The sequence below is a fragment of the Flavobacterium pectinovorum genome, assembly GCF_006438875.1.
GTDB lineage: Bacteria > Bacteroidota > Bacteroidia > Flavobacteriales > Flavobacteriaceae > Flavobacterium > Flavobacterium pectinovorum_A.
In genome coordinates this window covers 203,680-229,004 of record NZ_RCZH01000003.1, presented here as the reverse complement: position 1 = coordinate 229,004, position 25,325 = coordinate 203,680, and the positions used below count along the sequence as shown (strand labels likewise).

Sequence of the window (25,325 nt, the reverse complement as noted above, 5' to 3'; positions counted from 1 at the left end):
GCGAAGATTCCTCGTTCCTCGGAATGACAAAAAAGAAGCTAATTGAAATTAAAAAAATTGATATTTTGTTACCACAAAGCATAGCCATAAAGTTTGTCATTTCGATCCCGAAGCTTCGGGAGAGAAATCACACTAGTAATTAACGTACAGTGCGTTGCTCTCTGGATGTGATTTCTCCTCCGTCGAAATGACAAAACGAGACTTGAATAATATAAAATTGGAATTTGGAATTTAAAAATTGGAATTTAATTTTCCCATTTCTAAAATCTAAAATCTAAAATCTAAAATAACCAATGAAATACTATAGTTTAAACCATAATGCCCCGGAAGTTTCTTTTAAAGAAGCCGTAATACAAGGATTAGCGAGTGATAAAGGATTATATTTCCCTCAAACTATTACGCCATTAAATCCTGCATTTTTTAATGTAATAGAAAATCTAAGCCATAACGATATCGCTTTTGATGTGATTCAGCAATTTGTTGGTGATGAAATTCCGGAAGCTAATTTAAGAGAAATTATCGCCGAAACTTTATCTTTTGATTTTCCGGTTGTAGAAGTTGAAAAAGGAGTTTATTCCTTAGAATTATTCCACGGACCAACAATGGCTTTTAAAGATGTTGGAGCGCGATTTATGTCACGTTGTCTGGCTTATTTTAATAAAGACAAAAAAGACAGTAAAAATACGGTATTAGTAGCAACTTCCGGAGATACAGGCGGAGCTGTTGCAAGCGGATTTCTTGGTGTTGACGGCGTTGATGTTGTCATTTTATATCCGTCAGGAAAAGTAAGTGATATTCAGGAAAAACAATTGACTACTTTAGGACAAAACATCAAAGCACTTGAAGTTGATGGTGTTTTTGATGATTGTCAGGATATGGTAAAAAAAGCGTTTTTAGACGAGACTTTGGCGCATAAAAACCTGACATCAGCAAATTCTATAAATATTGCGCGTTGGTTGCCGCAAATGTTCTATTTCTTCTTTGCTTACAAAGCTTTGAAAAGCCAAAATAAACCATTGATTTTCTCTTGCCCAAGTGGGAATTTCGGAAATATATGCGCGGGAATTATGGCAAAGAAATTAGGTTTGCCAATCGAACATTTTGTAGCATCTACAAACGTAAATGATACGGTACCAAGATTCTTAGAAAACGGAAAATACGAGCCAAAACCTTCTAAGGCGACAATTTCTAACGCAATGGATGTTGGAAATCCAAGTAACTTTATTAGAATCCAGGAATTATATAATAACGACTTAAAAGCTTTCGAAAAAGATTTTTCTTCTTATAGTTATACTGACGAAGAAACATTAGAAGCTTTAAAAAATATTTACAAAGCCAACGGTTATATCGCAGAACCACACGGTGCTATTGGTTATTTAGGTTTGAAAAAAGAATTGCAAAAGCATGAAAATGCGATTGGTGTTTTCTTAGAAACGGCGCATCCTATAAAATTCCTTGATGTTGTTGAACCTGCTTTAGGGATTACACTTCCTATTCCGGAACAAATTGAAAGTGTTATTAATGAGGAAAAAGTTAGTGTGAAGATTGGGAGTTATGAGGAATTGAAGGATTTCTTAGATTAAAAAAAATATACAAAGATGATTAAGCGAGTAAAAAAAATTACTCGCTTTTTTTATTGCACTACCATTAATTATTTTGAATTAATATATAAAAATATCAAGTACGGAAATCCGTAAAAATTGGCAATAAAAAATACATATATTTGAAAAGTAAGAAAACGAAATAAAGTTTCGTATATCTATCCCTATTCAGGGGTACAAACGAAAGTTTGTTTCGCCTATAAAAAAGTTGGTAGTAATTTTGCCGAATAACTAACAGAATTATGAAATTAAAATTACTTTTTGTATTGTTAATTCTTTTTGCAAGTTGCAAAAACAGTTCAAATTATGAAACAAATTCAGAAGATGAAAATTCTACAGAATACGTAAATGATGAAAATACAAATTATGAAGTTGCTGATGACGAAAGTGAGGATGAAAACTTATCAGAAACTAAAAATTATGATGATGGCTCATACAATGCGAGTGTAGATTATTACAATCCGAAAACTGGCTATTCCGCAACTTATGATTTGGATGTTGATGTTGAAAACGGAGAAGTTGTTAGAATTAATTTTCCTAAAGGCGGTTGGCTAGATGATGATGTTCATCCATCTGAAAGTCAAATAAGTCCTGCTGAATTGAATGAAGAGGGAGAAGCCACAATGGAAGATGAAAATGGAAGAACTTTTGAAATAAAAATAGACAATTAAAAACCTTAAAAAAATATGAAGAAAATATTATTCACGTTACTAATTTTAGTAATATCAGGTAAAACATTTTCTCAAACTGATGATGAATTTCAATATGTAACATCTTCTAAAAGTGGCAATGAAGTTTATATACATTTTGAAAAAGATAATTATGGGACAAAAGAATTTTGGTTGAAAATGACGGAACCTATTAAAATGACTAAAAGTAAGAGTGGAAAAATTATAAAAACTGGCGGTGGTTATACTCTTGAATATATTAAAATGAATTGTTCAGAAAAAGAATATGCATCATCTGATGCAGTAAAGTATGATAAAAATGGAAATCCAACACAACGTCCAGAATATTATGATACTTACAACCAAAAAATTATTCCCGGTTCAGTTATGTCTGGTGTTTACAAATATATTTGCGAATCAGAATAAAAAACTACTGCCAACAGCTACTACAACGGATTTGGGGCAATAGGCTTAATGGAAAAATGGTTTTGGTACTTGCTATGATTTTGCAAATCCGAAGAATGGGCTAATTTAGTCCCAAACCCGCTGTAGTGCCAGAACATTAGAAACAATACTAAAAAAACGAACCTTAAAAAAACAATAAATTAAATGAAAAAATACCAAGATATTTTAGACGCTCAAAATAATTTCATATCAAGACGTAATAATTTTTTAGAACTTAACTATTCTTTCTTTTTGAAGTTAATAAACGAAATATATGAAAAAGCAGAATTGCCTAAGGATGGAATGATAAAATACAAATATGAAACTAACGATAATATAAACTTCGTTGAAGGATGGGTAGATTTAGATGATGATGAAATTTGTTCTATGAGAATAAGTTTAAAAATTACAGAAGTTTATCACGACGTAAAATTTTATACAACAAAAGTTAACAATAATATAATCTTAAAGGTTGTAATTGATACATTTTATGATGAATTTAGTTTTGATATGAACAAAAATGAAGTAAAAGATTTAGACTTTGAAAATATTATAGAATTTATAGTTGAATCTATAATATCTGTTTATAACCAAAATCTTGCATAAAAACCCCGCTAGCGCGAGCGTCCCGCTCATGAACACAAAGAAATTCAAAAACCAATTGGAACGTTCACGAGCGGGACGCTCGCGCCAGCAATTGAACATAAAGAAAAAAGAGATCTTAATTAAGATCTCTTTTTTCTTTAATATATATATTTAAAAAACGTTATTTCCCGTTTAATAATTTCTCTAAATATTCAACTTTATCTTTTTCAGATTGCACCAAACGTTCGTAAAGTTCAACTACTTTATCTAAAGGATTAAAATTGCAATTGTAATTAAGTCCTGCATTTACAATACCATTATCATGATAAGTATTTCCAATAATATTTAAAACTGCTTCTTCCGAAAAGTTTTTAATCGCTTCAACAGAAACTCCAAGAGCTTTTGCAATCTCAATTAGTCTTTGTTCTTCTACAGTTTCGCTGTTTTCAATAGCCGAAATTGTCTGTTGATTTGTTCCTATAGCCTGTGCCAGAGCTTCCTGTTTCATATCTTTAAGCTCTCTGATACGGCTTATATTCCTGCCGATATGTTTTGATTTTATTGCTGTACTCATAATTCAAAGATATTTAAAATTCTTAAACGAAAATAAATTTCGGTAAAAAACAAAACGGTTTTTGTAAGATACTCTTTTCATAATTGATATAAATTGACAAATTCGGCTTTAGCAAAAAAAACTAAAGATTAGGTGAAGCTATTTTCTAATTTAATTTTGTTGTTTCAGCTATAGTTCAATGTCATTAAGTTAAGCTTTTTTTAGATAATTAAGACTGGGGAAAAAATCGCGCAAAGTCGCAAAGCCGCCAAGTTTACATACATTTTCTTTGCGACTTTGCGACTTTGCGCGAGATTTATTCGGCAATATTCCCTTAACTTAATGACATTGAGCTAAAGCTGGAGGCAATTCATATTTTACTAAATAACACGATTACAAAAGCAGTACTCGAAGACATTTCAGCATTAATAACTTTAATCAATTCAGCATTTAGAGCAAAAACTTCCCGAAAAAGTTGAACTACAGAAAGTCGTTTACTAAAAAATTCCAATTTATAAAAAAGCTACTATAATTTAGTCCCTTTTTTTATATTACTTTAACCAAATTACTACAAATTTACAGGGTATTCTTCTTCAAATATTATTGCCTTTTTACGGGTTCCCGTAAGAAAATGATAAAAAAATAATTGAAATTTGCCTATTATAATTAAAGATTAAGAATCAATCAGAAATCAAAATCAAACTAAAATCAAAAACCAAAACATGACAAAAATTATTCTAAAAACAACACTTGCTTTTATAGCATTATTATTTGTGAATTGTGCAAGTAATGACGACAACACGGTTACGCCAGAAGTGGTTGATCCAAGATTGCCTAATCAGGAACTTTTTAAACCGGCAATACAATTAGTTCCCAAAAAACAAACGGCAAAAAGTACCGGAAAATCGGCTTTGACTACTAAACGCCTTGTTAAAATGTATAGTTTTAGACTGGCAAAAGATCAGACAGGAAATGAAATTCAAACTAATATTAGTGATAATCGTTATACATATGATTCTAAAGGTCGTTTAAATTCGGTAGACAGATTTAAAAATAACGAGTTTTATAAAAACATTACCAAATTCAATTTTAATGATGCTAATCAGGTAACAAGTACGTATTATGCTGATATTGTAGCAGAAATTAATAGCGGAGGTTTTATCTCGAAAGTAACCGCTCCTGACGGAATTATAACTGATATCACTTACGATGAAATTGGTCGTGATATAAAAGAAGTTGCAAACGGAACTTACACGCAAGAAATTGAAAAACTGGAAGAGAATGGTGATTATACATATACAACAGTTACAAATCCGTTCTCAGCAACTTATTTATATAGTTATGATGGCAACAAAGTATTCGTTAACATCGTTCAGACCGAAAAGAATTTTGGAACTATTAAAGAAGGTTCTACAACTAGTGAATACGAGTACAAAGATAAGGTCACAAATATAACTTATGAGCTTACGGTAGATTATACTAAAGCTGGAGTTTATTCTAGTGAACCAATCTTTAGATGTTATATTTATGATTGGATGCATATTGTAGATTGGAAATTTAAAGCGGTTTCTAATGGTGTAACCGAATATGAACAGCGATACGATTATGAGTACGTTTATGATGCTGATGGTTATTTAACCGAATCAAAACGTACAACAACTAATATTGCTAATCCGCTCGCAACACCATATGTATTAAAAACTTTATACACATACGAATAACAAATCATACAGAAAGCTACAAACTCAAAACTTGTAGCTTTTTTTATTTAAAATTAAGTGTATTGGGGTTTTGTTATGTGTTGGAATTTTATTCAGAAAATAGGCTTCTGATCAAATTAGTCACCAGCGAGACACTCGCACTCAATATCATTACGTTAAGGAAATATCTATCCCGTCCCGACGTTTCGGGATCGGGACTTTGCCGAATAAATCTCGCGCAAAGACGCAAAGGCGCAAAGAAAATGTATGTAACTTGGCGGCTTTGCGCCTTTGCGCGATTTTTTTAGTCTTAATTGTCTAAAAAAGCTTAACTTAATGACATTGCACTCGCGCTAGCAAATCAAAAGAAATAACATCAAACAATGAACAGAACATATAATTTCGAGAAATTTGAAGTAATTAAAAGTTTACTCAGAATTGCATTAAAGCTTTTAATTTTAATCCTTTCGTTTGCCATCATTACAACTCTGTTTGCAGGTGCTATGGTAAGTTTTTTTATAAATTATTTCATAGCGTTTTTATCGCTTTTCACACTGTTTTTATCAGGTTTAGCATTAATAGTTATTTCTATTTGTTATAAATTAAAGAAAGAAAAAATCTTCTACAATATTAAAAAAGAGCTAATTCTCTTTCTAATATCTATAACAAGTCTGCTAATTTTAAGTGCTATAATAAATTTGAAAATGTAGATTAATATTTTCTTTCTATTATAAAATCAAATTAGTTTTTTGTAAGCATAATCACTATGTTTGGCACCATAAAAATCAATCATGAAGAGACGGAATTTTCTTAAAACAACATTACTTTTTGTTACAACTGCACAGTTGTTTCCTAACAAAATATTGAGTTCGGTTTCTGCTGTTACAAGTAATTTCAAATATATTTACACAAATTCTAAACTTAAAAGTCAGTTCTTTCTGTTTTTAAAGAACGTGTTTAACTTATATCCCGAACAAGAATTTCATAAATTAATTTCTGACAACACCGCTTCAAAAACTACAGATAAAGAAATTTACATCGCAACACAATCAAAGTTAGACGACATTACGCCTATTTTGTCAGGTATTCGATATCAGCTTCCGGCTTTAATGCATCAGAAAAACGAAATGGCAGAAGAAACCGTTGCTTTACTGGGACAAGGCACTTCGTATAATGGTTATTTAGAAATTGGTTCTTCGGGCAGATATCTGGATTATCTCGAAGAAAGCATTTCCATTAAAGGAAAAAGATATTATGCTGATGGCAGAAAGCCAAAATATTCCTTTACCGAAATGGTCGAACGTGGTCAAATTGCCGTTGGCGCAGAATATATTCAGTTTACGAATTACGAAACTAAATTTGCAGATCATTTGCCGCATAATAGTTTAGATCTGGTAACAGTATATATTGGTTTTCATCATTGCCCAATTGATTTACGAACACAATATATTTCTTCAATCAGAGATACGATGCGAGTGGGCGGAAAATTGATTTTAAGAGATCATAATTGCGATACCGACGATCAGAAAGTCTTAGTGGCGCTTGCTCATGACGTTTTTAATTTGGGCGTAAATGAACCTTGGGAATACAACGCCAAAGAAATCAGAAACTTTTATTCGTTAGACTTTATCATTGCTTTTGTTGAAAAAATCGGATTTAAATTCACTAAAAAAACATTGTATCAAAAAGGCGATCCAACCAAAAATGCTTTAATGGTTTTTACCAAAATCTAATTATTTTCCGACACACTTTTATGAAGAAAATCTACCGCTTTATCCGATTTCTATTTGCCTTTTTACTAAAAATTATAAAATTCATATGGGTCGGAATTAAGAAATCGATTCGGTTTATTAATCGAAAAAAGCGAAGAGCAATTCCGTTTTACGGTTTCCTTTTATTTGTTTTATACATTTTCTTATTAGTACAATTCTCCGGAGATTCAAAGTTTGGTACTACAATTAAGAGTAAAACCCTGAATGATATTACACAAATAAACCCTATTCAGGTTAATCAGATTATTGAACCAACTACGGTAAATGAAATTATTTCGGCTATAAAAAATACAACCGGACCAATTTCTATAGGCGGCGGAAAATACAGTATGGGCGGGCAAACTGCCTTCGAAAATAGTTTGCATATCGATATGAGACATTTTAATAAAATCGTCAATATTGATAAAACAAAAAAGCAAATTACAGTACAAGCAGGAATCCGATGGAGAGATATTCAGAAAGTAATTGATCCGTTGAATTTGTCTATAAAAATCATGCAGACGTATTCTAATTTTACTGTTGGAGGCGCTATATCTGTAAATTGTCACGGAAGATATATTGGTCATGGTCCAATAATTTCGTCTGTTTTAGGATTAAAAATAATTACAGCAAATGGCGACATTATAATTGCCAATCGAGAAGTAAATCAAGACGTTTTTAATGCTGCAATTGGCGGTTATGGCGGAATTGGCGTTATTGCCGAAGCAACTTTGCAATTGGTTGATAATGAAAAAGTAGAACGATTTCATCAGGTAATGGATATTGAAGATTACAAAACCTATTTTGATAAAAACATTCGAAATAACACCAATGTGGTTTTTCAAAATGGCAATTTATATCCTCCGAAATACGACAAAATAATGAGTATTTCCTGGCAAAAAACTACAAAACCCTTAACTGATACAGACCGATTAATAGATGAAAATGAGAATTACTGGTTAGAATCAAACTTATCTGGAGTTGTTTCCTGGGGAAATTCAGGAAAATGGATTCGGGAATATACGATTGATCCGTTGTATTATATTCCTGAAACAGTACGTTGGAGAAATAAAGAAGCAAGTTATGATGTAAAAGAATTGGACCCTTCTTCACGAGAAAAGTCAACTTATGTTTTACAAGAATATTTTATTCCGGTTGAAAATATAAAATCGTTTATTCCGAAAATGAGTGCTGTATTTCAGAATAATAAAGTGAATGTTATCAATGTTTCGCTGAGACATGCTTTGCCGGATCATGAAAGTTATCTTTCGTGGGCGAACAAAGAGGTATTTGCTTTTGTAATTTATTATAAACAAGGAACTGATCAGAAAGCAAAGGATGAAGTAAAAAAATGGACTCTTGAAATGACGGATGCTATTTTAAGCGAAAATGGAACCTGGTACCTTCCCTATCAGCCTCACGCAACTATTGAACAGTTTAAAAAAGGATATCCTAATAGTGATAAATATTTTGCCTTAAAAAACAAATTAGATCCGGATCAGCGGTTTACAAATAAATTACTGGACAAGTATAATCCTTATGCTCAGAATAATTTATCACATCAAAAAAAGAAAATAAAAGAATATTTCAGAGCCGAAGAACAAACGATTCTTACCGTTCCTGAATGGTACTTAGTTTACAACCCAAAAGAATATGCTGATTATCTGAAAAGCGGTAAAAATCCGTCTGATTTTCCATTCTATAAATCGATAGATGAATACTGGAAATTGTATGATCGCTCGATAAAATTAACTTCAGAAGCTTATCCGGAAAACGGCGAGTATAAGACAATGCTTCAAGTTATTGGCGTTAGTATGACAATGGAATATGGGGCAAAAATACTTTATGAGAATACAACAGGACGATTTTTTTCGCTTTTTGCAGAAGAAAAAAAGTCGAAACAGGAACAAATAATAATTGAAGCTCAAAGTGCCTATAGTGATTTTATATACCAAACTGCGTGGTATGAATTTAAGTTTATGCCGTGGATTAAAAAAGTTTGGTCAGCATCTGATAATTCAGATTGCAGCACCTTACGAAAATGGGAAAGAACTTTATTATTTACATTAGAATTCTCCTTTAAGGCTTTTTATTCCAAACTTATTGAATACGGAGCAAAATCGACCTACGAAACTCCTTCAAATCTTATCTATTTAATAGTTTCTAATTCTGATGTTATCAAAGAAAATAAAGACCTGAAAATCATTCAAAAAGGAAATGAAAAAATGATTATTGCAGTTACAAGATGGGATGTTTTTACAAAGGAAATGATTAAACTTTCGGAACAAAATGTGAAGATTTTTGAAATTTCCGGAAATGATGAAATTGCCGTTTCTGTTATCATGAATAATTCACAGGAAATAAAATCAAAGGACGTAAGATTATTATATAAATCCAGAATTGTTACAGATGACAGGTTAAAACGAAATGTCTACTTTTTGCCCGTTACTGAATTATTGCCTTTTATTAAGAAGGCTAAAAGCGAAAATATAACTATTGAACATGTTTATGATTATTAAAATTTTAAAAAAAAACTATGCTAAAAAAAATCGCTTACTTTTCATTAATTCTTCTGATATCTTGTGGAGAAAACGAAACCAATCACAGAAGTAATGAAGAACCAGAAGCATTTCAGGAAAAAAGTATTGATATAGGAAGATTTAGAAAAGGCAATGATTTAGTCGAAGACTTGTATCAGGAACTTGTAGAGAAATCTCCTGAATTGAAATCTTTAGAAGACGAATTAAGTCAATTAAATACAAGAGATACAGCCAACATTTTTTATAATTATAATCAAAAATCTAATGATTATTACAGAGACGCAGAAAACCATATAAATAGTATAACAGATAGCGTAATGAAACAGAAAATTGTAAACTTAATTAAGAAAAGTAGCGATAAATATGTCTCTAAAAAAGCTGATTTGAAAAATTTAATGAATAATATCAATGAAAAACGAAACGAAATAAATAATTATCATAATGCCTTGAAAATTATTTTAACGATTCCGCTTATTGAGGAATATCAAAAACAACATCTGCCAAATAAATCTCCTTATGAAAAAGTAATTAAAAAAGAAGATCTATTACTTGAAAAGATAAAAACCAAGACTCCAAAATATTAATTGGAAACAAATATGATTTTATAATAATATTTAAAGCCTCCTGCTTTAGCTCAATGTCATTAAGTTAAGCATTTAAAAAATAAAATCCGTTTTTTTCCGCGTTTTTACGAAGTAAATCTGTTTCATCCGCGTCAAAATTAGACGCTGATTTTACTGATTCGCTAAAGCGAAAACGCTGATAAAAACGGATTTTTATAATTACTTTCTTGATTAAACTGGTAAGTAATTTTATAGATTTCCCCTGAACTTAATGACATTGTGCTTTAGCTGGAGGTTAATAAGCAAATTTCAAACTGGCTTTAGCCAAAAAAATAAATTTTAGTTAAAGCCTCAATATTGTAATTTTGTTCCTCCAGCTAAAGCAGATGACAATTCAAACTTTAAAATTATAATTACAGCATAAATAGTATCATGATTACAAAAGCAACATTACAAGATATTCCGGCATTAAACATCTTAATCAATTCGGCTTACAGAGGCGAAACTTCGAAAAAAGGCTGGACTACAGAAGCTAATTTATTAGAAGGAAAAAGAACTAACGAAGACGAATTGACAGAAACAATTCTGGATCCTAAAAATACGATTCTCAAATATACCGAAGGCAATCAAATTATTGGTTCGGTTTTGTTAGTAGAAAAAGAACATCAATTGTACTTAGGAATGTTAACCGTTTCTCCTCAATTACAAAATAGTGGAATTGGCAAAAAGATGCTGGCTGAAGCCGAAAATCACGCTAAATATTTGGAATTATCGAGTATAATTATGACGGTTATTTCGGTTCGTGAAGAACTTATTGCGTGGTACAAACGTCATGGTTATATTGATACGGGAAAAAGGGAAGCTTTTCCTGTAAGCGATATTCATGTTACGATTTCGGAGAAACCTTTGGAATTTATTTATCTGGAGAAAAAGATTTAAGTTTTTTTTGCCACGAAGGCACAAAGGCGCAAAGTTTTTTTTACCATATAAGTCATATAAGTTCATTTAAAACCAAGGTCAAAGATGTAACTGGAAACTTGAAATCCTATTAAAATATTCAATAAATGAACATACTCCTTTTACCTAAAAAAGATAGTAAAGCCTCTATTTGGAGTGGTGGATTGACATATGAATATATGATTTATCCGAAAACAGCAAACTATACCGATAGAGATTTTACATTGAGAATAAGCAGTGCCACAATAGAGGAAGTTCCTTCAGTTTTCACCAAATTCAAGGGCTATCACCGATATTTGGTTATGCTGGATAATAGTTTGCATATTGAAGTAAACAAAGAAAAAAAAGTATATGAGAAATATGAAATCATAGAATTTAATTCGGATGATGACGTGATTTCTTATACAAAAGGTATTGATTTTAATTGGATGGTTTCTGAAAAAATACGCCATCATAAACTAAAAATAACGAATAGTACTGAGAATTCTAATGCTCAAATAATACTTTTATTTTCTTTAGATACAACAGTTATTAGAATTAATAACGAATCATACGATTTGGAACCTCACGATTTATTAGTAATTGAAAATCCACAAAAGAAAAATATAATACTTAATTTTTCTAATGAATGCCTCTATGGAATATTGGATTTTTAATCCGGAAAAGACTCTAAGTTTTTTTTAATCTCGCAAAGACGCCAAGTCGCCAAGCTATTATCAAACTTTGCGACTTGGCGTCTTTGCGAGATTTTTTTTCAACAATACAATAGACGCACTGCTGTGCGTCTCTAAGGAAAACCTTTGTCCCTTCGTTACTCTACACCTTCGAATCTCTACGGAAAACCTTAGAAACTTAGTACCTCAGAACCTTAGCACCTCTTTTTAATCTTTGACAAAAACTCGTGTGAAACGCCTAAATAAGAAGACAAATTTCTGTTGTTGATTTTATCGACTTTGTGTGAGTACTTTTCGATAAACTCCAGATATCTTTGTTTGGAGGTTTTGTTTAATACATCTAAAAGTCTTTGCTGAATGGCAATGTTTGCTTTTTCGACCATGAGAATGTGAAACTGGATTAACTTGGGCACTTGCTCAAACAAAAGTGCTTTGTTTATTTTACTGATAACCAAAATCTCGCTGTCTTCTATCGCCTTAATATTGTAAGTTGTAGGCTTTTGATGATAGAAACTTTCGAGGTCACACATCCATTCATTTTCGAAAGAAAAGAAAATCACACTTTCATTACCATTATCATTTAAAATGTAGGTTTTGAAAGCACCTTTTAAAATAAATCCTTCATAGGAACTGTTGGAATCCTGAATTTGCAGGAATTCGTTTTTTTTGAGTTTAATAAACTGAACTTTTTCAACGACAATTTTCCATTCTTCATCTGTTAACGGAATTTTGCGTTCAATACTTAATCGTAGGTTTTTGTACATGCTTTTACTTTTATTCTTACTCAGGGGCGTAAGTAGGTGAATGAATTAAAAATAATGTAATCGATTGCGCAAAAATATAGTTTTTTGTAATGCGATTGGTGTTAAAAACACATTTAATAGTAAATTATTTTCAAAACATTGAACTTGTTCAACTTTTTTCATAGTTATTATAAGCAGATTTGCTGTCTCAAATATTTGTAACCAAACTTAACATTATGAAATTTAGATCAACGTTTTCAGTGTTTCTACTAACACTGGTTTTCGGTTTTACTGCGTGTAATACTGAAGAGATTTCTTCTCCTGAAAGCAGCGAGAGTGCTATTAATAACACTGCTTCTTCCGGCAGTATAACAGCCAAAGTTGGAAACTGTGCGCAGGTTCCGGGTTGGGCATCTCAAAACGGCAGTACAACTGGTGGCGGAACTTCTACAGAAACTGTCGTGACCACTTATGCACAACTTAAATCGGCAATTGAAAACAGCGCCGTAAAAGTGGTAAAAGTTACCGGTACAATTACCGTTACTACAAGATTATCATTGCAAGACCAAAGTGGTAAAACCATTTATGGCGCAAGCGGAGCAAAACTGGTTTCTACGAACCAAACTAAAGATGGTTCCGGAATAATCAATATCAAAAGATGTACGAATTTAATCATCAGAAACTTAATTTTTGAAGGCCCGGGCGCGTATGACACAGATGGTTGGGACAATGCAATTCTGGACGATTGCCAAAATGTATGGGTTGATCATTGCGAATTTAGAGATGGCGTGGACGGAAACTTTGACATCAAAAACAAATCAGATTATGTAACTGTTTCTTACTGTAAATTCGGATATCTAAAAGCGCCTAAAGCTGGAGGTCCCGGAGGTTCAGACGATCACAGATATTCAAATCTAATTGGATCAAGTGATGGCGCAACTGCCGATCGTGGAAAACTGAGAATTACTTTTGCCCGTTGCTGGTGGGCTCCAGGATGTAAAGAAAGAATGCCAAGAGTTCGTTTTGGAAAAGTGCATTTGATCAACAACTATTTTAATAGTACTGTAAGCAATAAATGCATCGCAGCAGGCTTTGAGGCTAACCTTAAAGTAGAAAACAATGTTTTTGAAGGAGTAAAAACGCCAATCGATTTAATGACAGGTTACACAGCGGTTACCGCAGTTGGAAACGTATTTACAAACACTACCGGAAATACTGCAGGAAGCAATACCGCTTTCACTCCGCCCTATTCTATCGTGACGCTTGCGGCTTCTGCTGTTAAAGCTGATGTTACTGGTGGTGCCGGCGCTACATTTACAGGTAATACTTGTGGATCGTTTTAATAAAAATTGAGTTAGTTTTTTAGTTTTGAACCATATAAGTTATTTAAGTTCATTTAAGTCTTAGGCTTCGTTTTCTTAAATTGCTTATGTGGTTGTTTTTTTGATGGCGATTTTTTTTTGCCACGAAGACACAAAGACACGAAGTTTTTTTATAGCAAGACTTTTATAATCTCGCGAAGACGCCAAGTCGCAAAGAATATAAAACTTTGCGACTTGGCGTCTTTGCGAGATTTTTTTAATATTATATTAGACGCACTGCTGTGCGTCTCTACGGAAAACCTTTGTTCCTTTGAACCTCTGTCCCTTTGAACCTTTTTTCAAAGAACTAATTCTTCAAATAATCTTTGAATCGTTTTTTCTAAATCCTGACATAATCCCGGATGTGGTCTTGAAGTCTGAATCGCTGAACTGCGAATTGCTGTTAACCATCGAAAACGTTCCGGAATATCCATTTCTCCAATTGGACCGCCGTCTTTGGCGCCGTTGGTGATTTTTTCTAATGCGGTAATATTACAATGCAATTGCTCAATATCAAAATCATTTGAAAGAGCTTCGATCTTTGCATCGTTTATGTGGTGTAATACTTTTATAAATTTGGCTTTTTTGCAAAACAAAATGATTCCGATGTTCAGGAATTCTTCGCGTTCCACTCTTGGTACCACACGAATTACGGCATACTCATATAAGTGACTATCTTGCATTTTGCGCTTGGTTTACAAAGATTTCTGAATTGTTTAATCTCGTTTGCAAAAACTGTAAATATACGTTGCGCAAAGCTTCCGGTGTTTCGTCCGTATCTTCCCATTGCAGCCATTCTTGTGGAATTGTATTTACAATATCTGCCAAAATTTCTGGTGTTAAAAGTGCTCTATATTCGGCATCAACTTCTTTTAAAAGTGTGGCTTGCGGTAATAAAACGTGATCTTTTATCAAAGCAAACGGACTTTTGGCATGTTGCTCCCAATTGTTCCAGGAATGGTGAAAATACAAACATGCTCCGTGATCAATAAGCCATAATTCTTTATGCCAAATCAACATATTGGTGTTTCTAAACGTACGATCGACATTGGTGATATATGCGTCTAACCAAACGATTTGTGAGGCTAACTTGGCATCTACAGTGGTTACAACGGGATCAAAAGTGATTGCGCCTGATAAAAAATGAAGTGCCAGATTTAATCCCTGACTTCCTTGCAGTAAATCCTGAATTTCTTCGTCGCCTTCTGATCTTCCAAAGGCTTCATCGAGATGGGCAAAAACCAATTCCGGCAATTGCAATTTTAAAGCTTTGGCAATTTGTCCACCCACTAATTCGGCTATCAGGGCTTTTACACCGTGACCGGCTCCTTTGAATTTCAGGACGTATTTAAAATCGTCGTCGGCTTCTGCCAAAGCGGGTAATGAACCGCCTTCGCGCAAAGGCGTTATGTAACGTGTAACATTTACCGTTCTTAGATCGAAATTGTTTTTCATAAGCAGTATTTACTGAAATACAAACTTACGGATTTTGATTTTAGAATTTAGATTTTTGCTTCTTTCCGTATAATGACCGGAAAACTTCATGCGAAAAATGTACGCGGATGAAACGGATTCGCTAAAGCGAAGACGCTGAAAAAAACGGATTTTTTATTCTCATTTTATGTCATTGCGAGGAACGAAGGATTACACTATCCCGAAGCTTCGGGACGTATAGAAATTTGCCACTATTTGTCGAACTATTAGTGTGATGCCTCGTTCGGGATGACAAGATTGGGTTTTGATTGCGAATGATGGATTAAAATCCATCCCTACAATATAATTTGTTCCTTCGGAACTGCCAAAAAAAATTCCGAAGGGATAATTTCTATTGCAGCAACTTCCCGATCCCAAAACGTCGGGACGGGATTGATCCATTGAACCGAAAAAAGATTTAATTTTATCATAGAAATCGAAATGACAAAACGTTGGCGATATCTTTTAGTGAATTAGCTTTCGTATAGACTTTTGTTTATAAACAAAAGTCTATACACAAACCGCATGAACTTGAAACCTGAAACAAAGAAAACCTGAAACAAATTTCCCAATTATCTAATTATCTAATTATCTAATTATCTCAATTGCCTAATTCTCTAATTCTCTAATTCAAGAAAAGCTTTTCCAAGATTCTCAATAATATCTGAGGCTATAAACGATTGATAACCTGTTTTTGGCAAGGCAATATCGGCGGTTAATCCGTGGAGGAAGACGCCTAGTTTTGCTGCATATTTAGGTTCGTAACTTTGGGCGAGCAAACTTGTAATGATTCCGGTTAGGGTGTCGCCGCTTCCTGCGGTTGCTAATGCCGCGTTTCCTGTGGTGTTTTCGTAGATTTCGGATTTATTGATGATGTAGGTTGGCGCGCCTTTCATAACAATTATGACTTTGTGTTTTTCAGAAAAGGCGATTGTTTTTTGAAATTTTTCGGATTCTGAATTCCACTTTCCTATTAAGCGTTCCAGTTCTTTGGGATGTGGTGTCAGGATGGTGTTTTCGGGAACTAAATCTAGCCAGGATTGATTTTCGGCTAAGATGTTCAACGCATCTGCATCGAGAACTAAGGGTACATTGTTGATTCTTAAAAATTCGAAAAGGGCTTTTTGTGTGCCTAACTCCTGCCCTATTCCGGGGCCAATTGCTATTGCTTGCGGAATTAAAGGGAGATGTATATTGGTGATAAAATTGGCGTTTTCATCGGTTACAACCATGACTTCGGGAATTGAAATTTGCAGAATTTGATACCCGCATTTTGGCGTAAATGTGGTTACGAGTCCGCAGCCTGATTTTAAACAGGATTTTGAGGCTAGAACTGCTGCGCCTATTTTGCCGTAGCTTCCGGCAATAATCACGGCGTGTCCCTGAAGTCCTTTATGGGTTAAGGGATTTGTGGGTTTGTAGAATTTTAGAATATCTTCTTTTGTGATTAGAAATGGATCTTTCATTTGGCTTATTTATTGTATTGATGTTTAATCACTTTTGGATTTAGATTGATGTTATTTATGACGCTGATTAAACGGATTTACTTCGTAAAAACGCGGATAAAAACAGATTTTTAATTAGCGGATTCCTCTATCTTTTCGATTCATTTTAATAATAAAAATTCAGGTTATTAAAGTTACATAAAAATTGAAGAGGAAAATGTTTATTGTTATGGGAATGTCTAGCCCAGATTGAAGTGGAAAGCCCGGAGTAAAAAAAGCAAAAGTTTCTTGTTCTAAAAAAGCGACCAACGGAAGCTCTTTTTGGAACATTAGAAACTTTGCTTTTTTTATGAGGACTTGTAACGGAAAGCTGGAATTGCTCCTAATCATTGCGAAATTTATAATTTTGTGTGCCTCATTTTGATATTTTTTGAATAAATTTGCGACACAATTTTTTAAAACAACACAATGAAAAACACTGCGCTTACGCACATACATGAGGGTTTGGGAGCGAAAATGCTGCCTTTTGCCGGTTACAACATGCCTATTACATACGAAGGTGTTATTGCTGAACACGAAACGGTTCGAAACAGTGTGGGGGTCTTTGACGTTTCGCACATGGGAGAATTTTTGCTGACTGGATCAAATGCTCTGGCCTTGATTCAAAAAGTGACTTCAAACGATGCATCGACTTTGACGATTGGAAGAGCGCAATATTCTTGCCTGCCTAACAATGATGGCGGAATCGTGGATGATTTGATTGTATATAAAATGAAAGATGAGGAGTATTTATTGGTTGTAAATGCTTCGAATATCGAAAAAGACTGGAACTGGATTTCATCTCACAACGATTTGGGTGTTGATATGAAAAATATTTCTGATGATTATTCTTTATTGGCGATTCAAGGACCAAAAGCAGTTGAAGCGATGCAGCCTCTATCTTCTTTAGATTTGGCAGCGATTCCTTACTATCATTTTGAAGTAGGTGATTTTGCCGGATTTAGTGATGTAATTATCTCGGCTACTGGTTATACCGGTTCTGGTGGTTTTGAAATTTACTGCAAAAATGCTGATGCTGAAGCAATTTGGAATAAAGTTTTTGAAGCTGGTGCAGCTTTCGGAATTAAACCTATTGGTTTGGCGGCTCGTGATACTTTGCGTCTTGAAATGGGTTTCTGTTTGTACGGAAATGATATTAATGATACTACTTCTCCGCTTGAAGCCGGATTGGGATGGATTACTAAATTTACTAAAAACTTTACAAATTCTGAAAATTTTAAAAAGCAAAAAGAAGAAGGTGTTACCAAAAAACTGGTTGCTTTTGAAATGCAGGAACGCGCTGTGCCAAGACATGACTACGAAATTGTAGATGCTGAAGGTGCTGTTATTGGTGTTGTAACTTCTGGAACTATGTCGCCTTCTATGAATAAAGGTATTGGTTTAGGATATGTTACGGTAAATAATAGTGCTGTTGACAGTGATATTTTTATCAGAATTAGAAAAAATGATGTTGCTGCAAAGGTGGTTAAATTACCTTTTTACAAGAAATAGTTTTTAAAACATATATTTTAGAAATGCGTTACTTTTTTTGGGTGACGCATTTTTTTTTTGCCACGACTCGAGCGCTAGCGAACAGGCGAAGCAATTCACGAATTATTTTAATTTCTTTTAAAGAAAAAATTCTTGAATTCGTGGCTTTTTCCTTGTTTTGCATTTTGAAAAACGTATCCCGAAGCTTCGGGACTATATGTTAAAATAAATCGTTGGATGTAAGAAATTTTAGAAAATAATATAACCGTTTATGAAAAATTAAATGTAACTTTAGTCTAAACGATAGATTTTCTATTTATGAAAAAAATTTGGCTGGTATTTCTGTTGACTTCTACTGTTCTATTTAGTCAAAATAGCGCTGAAACGTGCGAATTGGTAAACAAAATAAATGCTCTTATTCAGGCAGAACATGTCAGACCAAAGCCTGTGGATGATAGTTTGTCTATTTTTGTTTTTGACAACCTAATCAATGGTTTAGATCCTTCCAGAAACATTTTTTACAAGAGTGAATACGACGAAATGGCCTCTAAATATCGTTTGAATTTAGATGATTTAATCCTGAGTGATGATTGTAGTTTTCTAGCTGATATTACGGATAAATACAAAACCGGTCTTTTGAGAACTAAAGCCGTTTTAGAAAAAATTCAGGCTGGACCTATTGATTATACCAAGAAAGATACGATTAGGTTTTATAAAAAATCATTTCCGTTTTATCTTAAAAAAGAAGATTTAGAGAAAGTCTGGCTTAAAAAACTCCGTTATCAGATTTTGGATGAAATATCCGAAACCAGCGAAAATCTGGATTCGATTAAAGCCAATTTTAAATCTATTGAACTTGCTTCAAGAAAACTGATTTTGACGAATGAAATCTGCAGAATCAATACGCTTCTTGAAACTAAAGTAAAACAAGAGGAGAATTTCTATAATTTCTTTTGCACTTATTTTGATCCGCATACGGCTTATTTTAGTGATGATTCTAAAACGAGTTTTGTAGCTTCATTGTCTAAGGAGCATTTGTCGCTGGGAATGAGCGTGAATCTAAATGAGAAAAATGAAATTATTATTGAAGAAATTGATCCAAATGGTCCTGTCTATAAAACGGGTCAGGTAAAAAAAGGAGATCAGATTGTTTCTATTTCGAATCAAAAAGAAACTTTGCAGGTTTCTTGTGCTTCATTAGAATCGATTTCGACTATGATTTTATCAGAATCGAATAAAAGTATTACGCTTACGCTAAAGCGAAATTCGGGTAAGAGTTTTGACGTCTATGTCGAAAAGCAAATAATGAAGGACGAAGAAAACTCGGTTTTTAGCTTTATTGTTGGAAAAGAAAGTAAAATTGGATACATCAAAATTCCGAGTTTCTATGCAGATTTAGATGGAACCAGCAGAAAAGGTTGTGCGGACGATGTTGCCCGTGAAGTGATAAAATTGGAGAGAGATAATATAAAAGGTTTGGTAATTGATTTGATCGATAACGGCGGCGGATCTATGGAGGAAGCCATAAAAATGGCGGGAATGTTTATAGATTATGGTCCGCTTTCTATTGTTGTAGATAATAAACAACAGACATCTGTGATTAATGATCCTTATAAAGGCTTGATTTATAAAGGTCCTATTGTGGTTTTGGTTAATAGTAATACGGCTTCTGCGAGTGAATTTTTCTCTTCGATATTGCAAGATTATAATCGAGCTTTGTTGTTAGGAAGTACGACTCTTGGAAAAGCTACTATGCAGACTATTCTTTCGCTTGACGAAAGCAAAAACACCGATTTTTTGAAAATTACAATTAACAAATTCTATAGAGTTACAGGCAAAAGCCATCAATATATTGGGGTGACTCCAGATGTAGTTCTTCCGGAATTTTATGAGGGCGTTTATCAAAAAGAAAGCGATTTCCCTACTGCGATTAAAAATGATAGTATTGCGCCATTCTTAAAATATAAACCTTATGTAAAAAGGGCTCTGATTGATAAACTGGCAAAAAATAGTTCACAAAGACTGGCTGGAAATTACTTTTTTAATAACATAAAAAAAATCAATCTGAAAATTGATCAATTGGTTAATACGCCTAAAGCAGAAGTTCCGATGACATTGGACGCTGTTTTTCAACAAAAGAAAGTCGTAAACGCTCTTTGGATGGAAATCAGTACTTTTAATGACGAAAATAATCCATTGGATGTTTACAATTCTACGGTAAATCAATTTTTACTTGGCACTTATCCTACTGAAAAAACGATAAATCAATATCAAATCGATAATCTAAAAACGAATCCATATTTGAATGAAGCGGTGAATGTTATTAATGAGTTTAATGCGTCGAAGTAGATTTTAGATTTTAGATTTTAGATTTTAGATTTTAGATTTTAGATTTTAGATTTTAGATTTTAGATTTTAGATTTTAGATTTTAGATTTTAGATTTTAGATTTCTCTCTTTTTTCAAAGTCTTCGACTTTGAAAAAATCTTACTTTGTCAGAGAAATCACAGTCGTAATTCGACAACGATTGAAGATTATGGGAGTGGCGTTTCTAGTGTGATTTCTCCCTTGGTCGAAATGACAAGATTGATTAGAAATTGCGATTTTTGACTCTATTAACCCCAGCAAAACCTGAAACCTGAAACCTGAAACTTTTTAACTTAAAATATAATTGAAATTGATTTTGGAAAAATAAGGAATAACCGTATTTTTGCATCACAAAATAAAAAATTAGTAATGGGAAGAGCGTTCGAATTTAGAAAAGGAAGAAAAATGAAACGTTGGTCAGCAATGGCTAAAACATTTACCCGAATTGGTAAAGACATCGTTATGGCCGTTAAAGAAGGTGGTCCTAACCCAGATGCCAATTCTAGATTAAGAGCTGTAATACAAAATGCAAAAGCCGCCAACATGCCTAAGGACAATGTGGAGCGCGCGATAAAAAATGCAAGTAATAAAGATACTGCCAATTATAAAGAAATTTTGTTTGAAGGTTATGCTCCTCACGGAATTGCAATTTTAATTGAAACTGCATCTGACAACAATAATAGAACGGTTGCAAACATCCGCAGCTACTTTAACAAATGCAACGGTACAATGGGAACGCAAGGTTCTGTTGAGTTTATGTTTGACCATACTTGCAATTTCAGAATTGCAAAAGGGAATCTTGATCCTGAAGAATTAGAATTGGAACTAATTGATTTTGGTGCTGAAGAAGTTTTTGAAGATGAAGATGGTATCTTAATCTATGCGCCTTTTGGAAGCTTTGGTGCTATGCAAAAAGAGTTAGAAAATAGAAGTCTTGAAATTCTATCTTCTGGTTTTGAGCGTATTCCGCAAATTACCAAAGAACTTACTGAAGCTCAAATCGCTGATGTTGAGAAACTAATCGAAAAAATTGAAGAAGATGATGACGTTATGAACGTTTATCACACAATGAAAGAAGAATAAAATTCTCTTTTTATAAATAACAAAAGCCCTGAAAAAATTTCAGGGCTTTTTTGTTTTTAATTGGCCTTTGATTGAGTTTACCTGGATTTTGTTATTCCTTTTTTTCGTCAACAAAATTGGCACGAATGCCTCCTAATTGATATATTTTATTTATAGTTTCACTTTCGATAATTATATCTTGCTGAAAAATATTCTTTTTTACGGACTTAGCATCAAAAGGTATGACTTTAGAAAGATAATAATCGCTGCCGGAAATATTAATAATCAATACCTTATCATCTTTTGAAAGTGTAACCGGAATAGAAAATCCGCCTGTTTTTGGATTTACCTTAACGGGAATTGGTTCATTATTAATAGTAAGCGTCAAGTCAGGATACGCTCTTTCGTCCAAAGGTCTATGAGTTTTAGCATCTAATAGTTTTCCTTTAATTATTATTGAAATTTCCTTTTTTACATGTTGGTTAACAGCAATTTTACCAACGAGATGATGAGTTGGTTCTACAGATATCTCGGTTACAACAGGTTCTTTTTCCTGCGCTGTAACACTTGATGTTAGCAAAACCGAAGCAGCAATTGCAGCATATTTAAGATTGTTCATTTTAGAAACTTCATTGTATACAAATTCGCTTTCTAATTGCGTTGTTTTAACTCGTGCGCAAATGTTTTCATTTTTATGCTCTACCATAAATCTGGCGATTTCTGAATTTGTTTTTCGGCTTAAGTCAATTACATTTTTTGCACAGGAATCACAAAATGAACCTTTTGAATTAGGAACCATTTTATCAAAATTTTCAGAACAAGGAGTTGCTATTTCTAAGGTGAATTTCTTTTTCATACGCTATTTTTAAAGTTAAAACCATTCTAAAGATGATTACTATTTATATAGAGTACTTTTAAACAGAAAGGTTGGGAAGCAAGAAGACTATTTTTATTTATTTATGATTATTCTTATAATTATCTATTATATTTGCCGATCTCAAATCTTAATTAATTTTTAAATAAACATTATGCAAACATCTAAATACACAAAATTCGCCGTAATTATTTTGGTAATTTTATTTGTTGTTCTTAGCGTTATTAACTAAAAAACAACAGATTAAAATAGTAAAAAAAGCTTTCTGAAGATATACTTAGAAGGCTTTTTTAGTATTCATAATATTGAAAAACTATTCTTCTATTATCTAAAATCTTATTCTGAATTTCAATATCTTTCACTACTCTTTTTGTAAATAAAATCAATTAAATATTCTGAACAGATTATATACTATTACAGAGATATACATCATGCATACAATTTAAAGAGTTTAATAATATATTATTTTTCAAAAATAAAAAGATGATAAAAGTATCAGAAAAAGATTGGGAAATCTTTCATGAAAATTATAGAATTAGCAGAGAGAAATTGTTCCTTATATTTCCTTACAGAGCAAATTTTGAAGAGCTCAAGCAATTACTATTGGAGTCAAAAACTGATTCTATTTACGACACGCCATTTACTGACATATTATGGAGATTTCCCATTTCAATGTCCGATAATGATTTTATGAGACTATTGCAATTCTTTTTATTAGAGAATTGGCATCATAATCATGAATCCATAATTGGATCATTCCAGGATTCTTTTAATGAGGATGAAAATAACATCAAATATTTAATGCAAATATTTCATTCACCTCCTGAGTTTTATAAACATGACGAAGATCTTAAATATCCGTTTATTCGGAAAATTATCTATGCCATTGGTGCGCAACCAGAACCTTATAATATCGAAGCGTTAGAAAAAATTTCACTATCTGAGGATGAGGTAATCAAAGAATTAGCATTACATCAAATTGAAAAAAGAAAACGACTTGGAAGATGGGAAGCTAAACAGAATGAACAGTTTTAAATTGATTTAAAGATTTGAATTAATTTTAAAAAAAGTACTCTTATGATAAGAAAACAATACTAAAAGATGAAGTATCAATTTAAGATGCATAACTATTTCGATGATAGAAATAACTTAAATAAGTCTGTACCAATACTATTAATTGAAAATCAAGAAAGATATGGCGAGCATTTTTCTACCGAAATAACAAATTTAAGATTTGAGTATTTACAAGAAATAGTTGAATCTCTGGAAAAGGTCTTATCCGGTGAATTACAATACTATGATTTTGGGTATGAGGTTTATAGTATTGAATGCAAAAAAGAAATAGCACAAGTCATTGATACTTATAATTATTGGAAATGTATCGCCGAGATTCCTACTCAGGCAATATATCTTTTGCTGAAAGATTGGAGAGATTATTTGATTAGTAATCCTGTAATAACCGAAAGTAAGGATGTTGCAAAAGATTTAGAAATTCCGTTTAATTATATCTTTTTCGATGGAATTAACTTACTTGAAGTTACTGGATCATATGACAATTGGCTAAGCTCTGACGATTATGCCGTGTATAGTAATTCATATGTAGAAATACGAGAAAAACGAATTTATATCTTTAAAGAAAACGTAAAAACATTATCTACTTTTAGATATTTTAGTAAGCAGGAACTCGAATTGCTAACTAAAAAACACAATCTAAAAATAAAACAACGGGATGATTGTTTTTATGCCTACGACGATAATTATATTTCAAGAACATTAGAAATTTCTCAAAATGATCAATTAACTGTTATTTATTGTCTTACAGGATCATATGGTCCAGAAGGTATTTTTATTTATGCAGTTTTTGAAAATCAAAAAGAAATGAAACTAATAGAACAATTTTATTGTATTCAAACTGAAATTTTTGGAAATGGAAGTAAAAACATTAATGAAAGTATTGCTTCAATAAAAACAGAATTAATACGGCCTGATATAAAAATTTTAGATCCAAATGGAAATAATTTATCTTCTGAGAGAAAAACATATAGAAAACAAATAACTGCCAGACCTTCTGAATACTCACAGGAATCCTTTATTATAGATGAATTATTGTTTTTATCCAAAACCTATGGATTTGAAATCGAAGAGCATGCAATTTATAAAGGATATTATACTAGTGTTTTAAAAATTCACAAACTATACGATTGTCCGGGAGAAATTATTCTAATTGAACATCAAGGAAAGCAATATATAATGATTGAATTTAAAAGATGGCAATTTGAATATCAACCAAGAGGCGCCGGAGAAGACAGTTATGGAGAAGATGTTACTTACGTTCTCGGAATATGGGAAAACCCATTGTTAACAGATGAAATAATCACAAAAATCAAACTTAAGAGGTAACAAATCAGGAAATATAAACCGTTACAAATGTAAT

General features: G+C 32.6%; 22 protein-coding genes. 16 read left to right on the top strand and 6 right to left on the bottom strand.

The genetic code is table 11. The annotated features are described in order from the left end of the window. Window positions 1–293: 293 nt before the first annotated feature. From thrC to EAH81_RS05430, 4 genes are all read left to right on the top strand, one after another. On the top strand, window positions 294–1,583 hold the full coding sequence (gene thrC / locus EAH81_RS05445) for a threonine synthase (protein WP_140504604.1): 1,290 nt from the start codon (window positions 294–296) through the stop codon (window positions 1,581–1,583). Between the two features lie 260 nt (window positions 1,584–1,843). After that, window positions 1,844–2,272: a hypothetical protein gene (locus tag EAH81_RS05440; protein ID WP_140504601.1), complete on the top strand. Its 429-nt coding sequence runs from the start codon at window positions 1,844–1,846 to the stop codon at window positions 2,270–2,272. A 15-nt stretch (window positions 2,273–2,287) separates the two neighbouring features. Then, window positions 2,288–2,695, top strand: coding sequence for a hypothetical protein (locus tag EAH81_RS05435; protein ID WP_140504599.1), 408 nt, complete (start codon window positions 2,288–2,290; stop codon window positions 2,693–2,695). A 183-nt stretch (window positions 2,696–2,878) separates the two neighbouring features. After that, the gene (locus EAH81_RS05430; protein WP_140504596.1) at window positions 2,879–3,319 is read left to right on the top strand and encodes a hypothetical protein; all 441 of its coding nucleotides are present in this window, start codon (window positions 2,879–2,881) and stop codon (window positions 3,317–3,319) included. A 160-nt stretch (window positions 3,320–3,479) separates the two neighbouring features. Here EAH81_RS05430 and EAH81_RS05425 read toward each other — a convergent pair whose 3' ends face one another. Then, window positions 3,480–3,872 carry a helix-turn-helix transcriptional regulator gene (locus EAH81_RS05425; RefSeq protein WP_140504594.1) on the bottom strand — a complete coding sequence of 131 codons (393 nt, stop codon included), beginning with the start codon at window positions 3,870–3,872 and terminating at the stop codon, window positions 3,480–3,482. 701 nt (window positions 3,873–4,573) lie between these two features. On the opposite strand from EAH81_RS05425, the gene EAH81_RS05420 reads away from it, so the two are divergent. The 6 genes from EAH81_RS05420 (at window position 4,574) to EAH81_RS05395 (ending at window position 12,018) form a co-directional block, all read left to right on the top strand. Then, the gene (locus tag EAH81_RS05420; protein WP_140504592.1) at window positions 4,574–5,572 is read left to right on the top strand and encodes a hypothetical protein; all 999 of its coding nucleotides are present in this window, start codon (window positions 4,574–4,576) and stop codon (window positions 5,570–5,572) included. Window positions 5,573–6,342: 770 nt separating this feature from the next. Further along, entirely contained in the window at window positions 6,343–7,284 is a 942-nt protein-coding gene (locus EAH81_RS05415) for a class I SAM-dependent methyltransferase (RefSeq protein WP_140504590.1), read from the top strand. Window positions 7,285–7,304: 20 nt separating this feature from the next. Then, window positions 7,305–9,821, top strand: coding sequence for an FAD-binding oxidoreductase (locus tag EAH81_RS05410; RefSeq protein ID WP_206669074.1), 2,517 nt, complete (start codon window positions 7,305–7,307; stop codon window positions 9,819–9,821). A gap of 17 nt (window positions 9,822–9,838) precedes the next feature. Continuing rightward, window positions 9,839–10,426, top strand: coding sequence for a hypothetical protein (locus EAH81_RS05405; protein WP_140504587.1), 588 nt, complete (start codon window positions 9,839–9,841; stop codon window positions 10,424–10,426). Between the two features lie 411 nt (window positions 10,427–10,837). Further along, a complete protein-coding gene (locus tag EAH81_RS05400) occupies window positions 10,838–11,344 on the top strand; it encodes a GNAT family N-acetyltransferase (protein ID WP_140504585.1) in 507 nt (168 codons plus the stop codon). A gap of 125 nt (window positions 11,345–11,469) precedes the next feature. Beyond that, a complete protein-coding gene (locus EAH81_RS05395; RefSeq protein ID WP_140504582.1) occupies window positions 11,470–12,018 on the top strand; it encodes a HutD family protein in 549 nt (182 codons plus the stop codon). Between the two features lie 212 nt (window positions 12,019–12,230). On the opposite strand, the gene EAH81_RS05390 is transcribed toward EAH81_RS05395, so the two are convergent. Then, window positions 12,231–12,800: a Crp/Fnr family transcriptional regulator gene (locus EAH81_RS05390; RefSeq protein WP_140504579.1), complete on the bottom strand. Its 570-nt coding sequence runs from the start codon at window positions 12,798–12,800 to the stop codon at window positions 12,231–12,233. Between the two features lie 215 nt (window positions 12,801–13,015). On the opposite strand from EAH81_RS05390, the gene EAH81_RS05385 reads away from it, so the two are divergent. Next, on the top strand, window positions 13,016–14,122 hold the full coding sequence (locus tag EAH81_RS05385; RefSeq protein ID WP_140504577.1) for a polysaccharide lyase family 1 protein: 1,107 nt from the start codon (window positions 13,016–13,018) through the stop codon (window positions 14,120–14,122). A 317-nt stretch (window positions 14,123–14,439) separates the two neighbouring features. On the opposite strand, the gene EAH81_RS05380 is transcribed toward EAH81_RS05385, so the two are convergent. The 3 genes from EAH81_RS05380 to EAH81_RS05370 form a co-directional block, all read right to left on the bottom strand. Continuing rightward, on the bottom strand, window positions 14,440–14,823 hold the full coding sequence (locus EAH81_RS05380) for a DUF3037 domain-containing protein (protein ID WP_140504575.1): 384 nt from the start codon (window positions 14,821–14,823) through the stop codon (window positions 14,440–14,442). Continuing rightward, on the bottom strand, window positions 14,813–15,595 hold the full coding sequence (locus EAH81_RS05375) for a HipA family kinase (RefSeq protein ID WP_140504572.1): 783 nt from the start codon (window positions 15,593–15,595) through the stop codon (window positions 14,813–14,815). The genes EAH81_RS05380 and EAH81_RS05375 overlap by 11 nt, the downstream gene beginning before the upstream one ends. 635 nt (window positions 15,596–16,230) lie before the next feature. After that, window positions 16,231–17,079, bottom strand: a complete 849-nt coding sequence (locus EAH81_RS05370; RefSeq protein WP_140504569.1) for an NAD(P)H-hydrate dehydratase — start codon at window positions 17,077–17,079, stop codon at window positions 16,231–16,233. Window positions 17,080–17,526: 447 nt separating this feature from the next. On the opposite strand from EAH81_RS05370, the gene gcvT reads away from it, so the two are divergent. The 3 genes from gcvT (at window position 17,527) to EAH81_RS05355 (ending at window position 22,038) form a co-directional block, all read left to right on the top strand. Beyond that, complete coding sequence (gcvT, locus tag EAH81_RS05365; RefSeq protein ID WP_140504566.1) at window positions 17,527–18,609, top strand: glycine cleavage system aminomethyltransferase GcvT; 1,083 nt, start codon at window positions 17,527–17,529, stop codon at window positions 18,607–18,609. A 297-nt stretch (window positions 18,610–18,906) separates the two neighbouring features. Next, a complete protein-coding gene (locus EAH81_RS05360; protein WP_140504563.1) occupies window positions 18,907–20,937 on the top strand; it encodes a S41 family peptidase in 2,031 nt (676 codons plus the stop codon). A gap of 387 nt (window positions 20,938–21,324) precedes the next feature. Next, window positions 21,325–22,038, top strand: coding sequence for a YebC/PmpR family DNA-binding transcriptional regulator (locus tag EAH81_RS05355; protein WP_140504561.1), 714 nt, complete (start codon window positions 21,325–21,327; stop codon window positions 22,036–22,038). A gap of 91 nt (window positions 22,039–22,129) precedes the next feature. Here the strand turns inward: EAH81_RS05355 and EAH81_RS05350 are convergent, their stop codons facing one another. Next, entirely contained in the window at window positions 22,130–22,873 is a 744-nt protein-coding gene (locus tag EAH81_RS05350; protein WP_140504559.1) for a hypothetical protein, read from the bottom strand. A 501-nt stretch (window positions 22,874–23,374) separates the two neighbouring features. Between EAH81_RS05350 and EAH81_RS05345 the strand changes: the two genes are divergently transcribed. Both EAH81_RS05345 and EAH81_RS05340 read left to right on the top strand, forming a co-directional pair. Continuing rightward, window positions 23,375–23,926, top strand: a complete 552-nt coding sequence (locus EAH81_RS05345) for a hypothetical protein (RefSeq protein WP_140504557.1) — start codon at window positions 23,375–23,377, stop codon at window positions 23,924–23,926. Window positions 23,927–23,992: 66 nt separating this feature from the next. After that, window positions 23,993–25,291, top strand: coding sequence for a hypothetical protein (locus EAH81_RS05340; protein WP_140504555.1), 1,299 nt, complete (start codon window positions 23,993–23,995; stop codon window positions 25,289–25,291). Window positions 25,292–25,325: the final 34 nt, after the last annotated feature.